This is a genomic window from Lysobacter enzymogenes (genome assembly GCF_017168095.1).
GTDB classification, from domain to species: Bacteria; Pseudomonadota; Gammaproteobacteria; order Xanthomonadales; family Xanthomonadaceae; genus Lysobacter; species Lysobacter enzymogenes_D.
This window is the reverse complement of record NZ_LXSD01000231.1, coordinates 1-5,434: the sequence shown is the minus strand read 5'-3', so window position 1 is coordinate 5,434 and position 5,434 is coordinate 1. Positions and strand designations below refer to the sequence as shown.

General features: G+C 71.8%; 5 protein-coding genes and 1 tRNA gene. All 6 read right to left on the bottom strand.

From position 1 onward, the window contains the following. Positions 1-1,280, bottom strand: a 1,280-nt coding sequence (gene asnB / locus A7A76_RS06040) for an asparagine synthase (glutamine-hydrolyzing) (protein WP_206410344.1), incomplete at its 3' end; no start/stop codon positions are given. A 119-nt stretch (positions 1,281-1,399) separates the two neighbouring features. Then, positions 1,400-2,020: a porin family protein gene (locus tag A7A76_RS06035; protein WP_206410343.1), complete on the bottom strand. Its 621-nt coding sequence runs from the start codon at positions 2,018-2,020 to the stop codon at positions 1,400-1,402. A 210-nt stretch (positions 2,021-2,230) separates the two neighbouring features. Beyond that, positions 2,231-3,616 (bottom strand): ATP-binding protein, encoded by a 1,386-nt coding sequence (locus A7A76_RS06030; protein WP_206410342.1) that lies wholly within the window; start codon positions 3,614-3,616, stop codon positions 2,231-2,233. Beyond that, entirely contained in the window at positions 3,613-4,302 is a 690-nt protein-coding gene (locus tag A7A76_RS06025; RefSeq protein WP_096379097.1) for a winged helix-turn-helix domain-containing protein, read from the bottom strand. Before A7A76_RS06025 ends, A7A76_RS06030 begins: the two co-directional genes overlap by 4 nt. Positions 4,303-4,743: 441 nt before the next feature. Next, positions 4,744-4,828 (bottom strand) — tRNA-Leu (locus A7A76_RS06020). A 151-nt stretch (positions 4,829-4,979) separates the two neighbouring features. Continuing rightward, on the bottom strand, positions 4,980-5,434 hold a 455-nt coding region (locus A7A76_RS06015), incomplete at its 5' end, for an anti-sigma factor (protein ID WP_206410341.1).

Below are 5,434 nucleotides of genomic sequence, written 5' to 3'. Positions count from 1 at the left end.
AGGCGCGCGCGCTCGGCCTGCTCGCCGCGGCGTTGCGGCGCCAGCCGGCGCAGCGGCGCCGGCAGCCGCGCGTTCCAGTTCGCATTGCGCACCGCGCGGCAATAGGCCGAGTGGCCGAAGAACAGCTCGTCGCCGCCGTCGCCGGTCAGGGCGATCGGGCTGCGCCGCGCCACCAGTTCGCTGGCGATCAGGGTCGGCACCTGCGAGGAGTCGGCGAAGGGCTCGCACCACACCTGCGGCAGGCGTTCGATCGCCTCCAGCGCCTCGCGCCCGCCGACCCGGTGTTCGGTGTGGCGGGTGCCCAGCGCGCGCGCCACCTTGCGCGCCCAGTCGCTCTCGTCGTGGCGGTCGTCGTCGAAGCCGATCGCGTAGCTGTCCACCGGCGCCGAGGACTGCGCCTGCATCATCGCGGTGACCAGCGAGGAATCGGTGCCGCCGGACAGGAACGCGCCGACCGCGCACGGCGCGCGCATGCGCGCGCTGACCGCCTGCTGCAGCAGGATTTCGAGCTGATCGACGGCTTCGTCCGCGCCGATCTCAGCGCGCAGCTCGATCGCCTCGGCCATGCGCTGGCGCGGGCACCAGTAGGTCTGCGCGTCGCGCTCGGGCCGGTGCGCGCCGGCGCCGGCGCGCACGGCCTGGAAGTTCATGCGCAGCAAGGTGCCGGGGGCGAGCTTGAACACGCCGCGGTGGATCGAGAACGGCGCGGGAATGTAGTCGTAGCGCAGCAGCAGGCTCAGCGCGTCGCGGTCCACCGGCGCGTCGAAGCCGGGGTGGCGGTGCAGCGCCTTGAGTTCGGAGCCGTAGGCGAAGTCGCCGCCGACCCAGCCGTAATACAGCGGGCGCTCGCCGACCCGGTCGCGGGCCAGCCACAGCTGCCGGTCCTGGCGGTCCCACAGGCTCAGCGCGAACGCGCCGTCGCAGCGCGCCAACGCGCGGCGCAGGCCCCAGCGCACGATCGCGGCGAGCACCAGTTCGGCGTCGCTGGCCTGCTCGCCGACCGCGTCGAACGCGATCAGCGCGCGGTGCAGCGACTCGCGCTGGTACAGCGCGCCGTCCAGGCTCAGCAGATAGCGGCCGTCGGCGCTGGCCACCGGCTGCGCGGCGCCGTGGCGGTCGCGGCAATGGCCGACGGCGACGCCGGCGGCGGGGTCGCTCCACACCGCGTGCGAATGCGCGCCGCGATGCTGCAGGGCGTGGATCATCGAGCGCATGCAATAACGCAGGCGCTCGTCGTCCCAATCCGGCTGCGCGCGCCACAGCCCGGCCAGGCCGCTCATGCCGGCCTCCGGGCATAAGGTCGATGGGGAAGACGGCGGGTCGCGATGGTCATCAGGCGCGCTCGGCGAAAGGAGAACGCGGCGGAAGCGGGCGCGCCGCTTCCGCCGGCGGGTGCGGATCAGAAGCGGTACATCACGCTCAGGCTGGCTTCGCCGGTCTTGATGTCGTCGGCGCCGGCCTTGCGGCGGAAGCTGCCGCCGTCGGCCTTGCTCAGGCCGGTGACGTCCAGGCGCAGGGCGAGCCGATCGGTGAAGTGGTAGTTGGCGCCGATGCCGAGCGAGGCGATGTTGACGCTCTCGCTGGCCTTGCTCAGGCCGGCCGCGCCGCGCGCCGGGCTGAACTCGTTGCGCGCGCGTCCGGCCGAGACCTTGCCGAACAGTTCGAAGCGCTCGCCGATCGGCACGATGCCCAGCGCGCTGAGCTGCAGCGTGCGGGTGTCGTAATCGCCGACGCCGCGACGGCTGATCTCGCCGAACATGTCGTGGTAGGAGCCTTCCACGGCGAAGTATTGGTTGAAGCGGTAGCCGCCGCCGAGCACGTAGCTGGCGCCGGTCTTGTCCTGGCTGCGCTTCTGCCCGGCCGGAACGGCCGAACGCTTGGCGTCCCATTGGGTCGCCGCGGCGCCGACGCCGCCGAATACGTAGAAACCCTCGCGATCGCCGGCGCCCTGGGCGTTGGCGGCGGTCGAGAGGCACAGCGCGAGCGCGGCGGCGCTCAGCGCGAACAGCTTGCGTTGCATGGGGGAAATGCTCCGTCGTGGGGGGACGGAACCATGCTGCGGCGGGGCAAGCGCGACGTCAGTTGCAGAATCAGGGCGCGCGAGTGACGGCCGGCGACGCTCGGTAACGGAGTGTTACCGGCGAAGGGGGTGGCGCTGCGGCCGCCCGATCGGCCGTCGTAAGGGAGCGCTTACGCCGCCGCTGCGAACGCGCCCGGCGCGCGGGCGCGCTTACTGCGCCGGCAGATCGATGCGCAAGCGCGCGCCGCCCAGCGCCGATTCGCCGACCGTGGCACGGCCGCCGTGCTTCTCCGCGACCACCCGCACCAGCGCCAGGCCCAGGCCGAAGCCTTCGGGATGCTTGCGCAACTGCGCGAACGGCTGGAACACGCGCTCGCGTTCGGCCTCGGGCACGCCCTCGCCGTCGTCGTCCACGCACAGCGCATAACCCTCGTCGGTGCGCGCCACGCTCACCGCCACGCGCGTGCGCGCATGGCGCAGGGCGTTGCCGATCAGGTTGCGCAGCGCCAGCTCCAGCGCCTCGCGATGCGCCGGCAGGGTGTCGATGCCGCCGCTGTCGAAGCTCAGCAGCAGCGGTGGCTCGGGATCGAACACATCGGCCAGATCGGCCAGCAGCGCGCTCACCGGCACCGGCGCGCGCTCGATCCCGACCATGCGCCCGATCCGCGCATACGCCACGCTGTGCGAGGCCAGGTGCTCCAGCCGCTGGATGTCGGTCTCCAGGCCTTCGCGCAGATGCGCGCGCTCCTCGTCGCCGCCGGCCTGCTCGAGCATCTCCAGGCCGAAGCGCATGCGCGCCAGCGGCGTGCGGATCTCGTGCGCGACCGCCTGGGCCAGGATGCGCTGGCTTTCCAGCACCTGCTGCACCTGCCCGGCCATGTGGTTGAGCGCGTGGCCGAGCGGATTGACCAGGCGCGTGGTGACCTCCGGCGCGCGCGCGTCCAACTCGCCCGCGCTCAGCGCCTCGGCGGTGGTGCGCAGCCGGCGCAGATCGCGCCAGAAGCGGTAGACCAGGAAATACAGCGGCAGCGCGATGGCGAGGAAGTACATCGCCAGGATCACGATCGAATCGATCAGGTCTAGGTCGCTCCAAGGCACGCCCTGCACCATCACATCGTCGAAATTGCCCAGCGCCACCGCCTGGTCGCTGCCGGGCAGGCGCTGGTAGGTGTAGGCCTCGTCCTCGCTTTCCATCACCACTTCGCCGCGCTGCAGGCGTTCGTACTCGCGCGGGGTCAGCGACTCGCGCAGCTCCGCCAGCGGCGCCAGCCGCACCGGATAGGCGAAGTGTTCGCTCAGTTCCTCGCCCAGCGCCGGCCATTCCTCGCGCGGCGTGCCGAGATAGCGCTGCTCGATCAGGTAATGGGTGCCGCGCAGTTGCGCCTCGCCGTAGGCGCGGCTGTTCTCGGCGGTGATGCTGAGCCAGGCCGAGATGCCGCCGACCACGACCAGGGCGTAGATCAGCACCACGATCAGGTAATAGCGTACGAACAGGCCGAAGTGGCCCTGCCTGGCCGGATCGCGCCTGGCCGTCCCGGCGCTCGCCGAGCCCGGCTTGCGCGGCAGCCGCTGCCGCAGCCATTGCGCCGCGGTCATTCCCACGCGGCCCGATTGAACAGATAGCCCTTGCCGCGCACGGTCTTGATCCGCTCGGGTTCCTCGGCCAGGTCGCCGAGCTTGCGCCGCAGGCGCGAGATGCGCGCGTCGATGGAACGGTCGAGCCCATCGAACTGGATGCCGCGCAGCGCCTGCAGCAAATCGTCGCGGCTCAGGATCTGGCCGGCGCGGCCGGCCAGCAGCACCAGCAGGTCGAACTCGGCCGTGGTCAGGTCGATGCGCGCCTCGCGCAAGGTCGCCTCGCGGGTTTCGCAATCGATGCGCAGTTGCCCGAAACGCATCACCCGGCCGCTGTGGCGCGCGGCGTGGTCGCGGCGCAGGTGCGCGCGCAGCCGCGCCAGCAGCACGCGCGGCTCGATCGGCTTGCCGATGTAGTCGTCCGCGCCCAGCTCCAGGCCCAGCACCTGGTCGATGTCGTCGGTGCGCGCGGTCAGCATGCAGATCACCCCGGCGTAGCGCGAACGCACCGCGCGGCAGATCTCGAATCCGTCCTGCCCGGGCAGCGACAAGTCCAGCAGCACTACCGCCGGTTGCAGTTCCAGGATCGCCGCGACCGCGCGCGCGCCGTCGGTTTCCAGGGCTACCTCGTAGCCGTGCTTGCCCAGGTAATTGGCTACCAGCGAGCCAAGGCGTTCGTCGTCTTCGATGAGCAGGATGTCGGTCATAACCACGCAGCCGGGAGTGCGAGCGCGCCCGCGCGGCGGGCGTGCGCTGCGCCGCGGCGCGGGGCCGGGCGGAAAGCGGTCAAGTATTGCCCGCCGGGCCGCAGTTGAATCGTTCCGGCCCCCGCCCGCTTCAGCCGGAAGTCGGAGACCTGACTGGTCGCGGGCACGGCGTTCAGGCACGCGGCCGGCGCCGACGCTGCGGCGCGGCGGCCGCGCAGGCGCGAGAACGCGGCGTTCGGGCTCGATCGCGGGCTCGGCGACGGGATCGGTCGGGGCTGGGCGCATGCGGACGTATCGGCTCGATCCGGCCCGATCCGATGCGCGGCGTTCGCGCGCGGGCATCGCGATGCGCACCTGCCGCCGTTCTCGCGCGCAAACGAAAAAACCCCGCTTTCGCGGGGTTTTTCGTTCGCTTCGTCGCGGTGCGCCGAAGCTATGTAGTGGTGCCCAGGAGAGGACTCGAACCTCCACGGTTTTACCCGCTAGTACCTGAAACTAGTGCGTCTACCAATTCCGCCACCTGGGCCTTCCGCTTCGTTGCCGATGAACCGGCGCCGCTGCGAGGAGGCGTATGTTGCGTTGCGACGACGCGGCTGTCAACGGTTATTTCAAAAAATTTTCGCGTGCCGCCGCGAAGGCCGGGACCGGCCCCGCGCGACCCGTGCGCGCCGGCGCAATCACAACGCGATGTTGCCTTTCGCCACCACCGGCCCGGTCGGCACGCCGTGCGGGGCGCCGCCCTTGGGCTCCAGGGTGATCGCCAGGGTCGCGCCGGCGGCGAGCTTGGCCACCGCCTCGGCCGGCACCTTCACCGAGTCGGCCCATTCGGTCGAGATCAGGCCCAGCGAACGCGGCGGCTCGCCCTGGGGAATCAGCCACAGTTCGGCGACGCGGCCCTGCGGATCCTGCGGCGCGGGCACCGGCATGGTCATGACCTTGGCGTGGCGCTGGTCGATCGAGGCCAGCCAGCCGGCGCTGCCGTCGTCGCGCGCGAGCCGGGTGACCGGGAACGCGGGCTGGTGCTCGATCATCACCGGCGCTTGCTGCGCCAGCTTCGGCGGCAACGGCGACGGCGCGCGCCCGCTCCACAGCGCCACCGCGGCCAGCGCCGCGGCGGCCGCGGTGGCGCCGC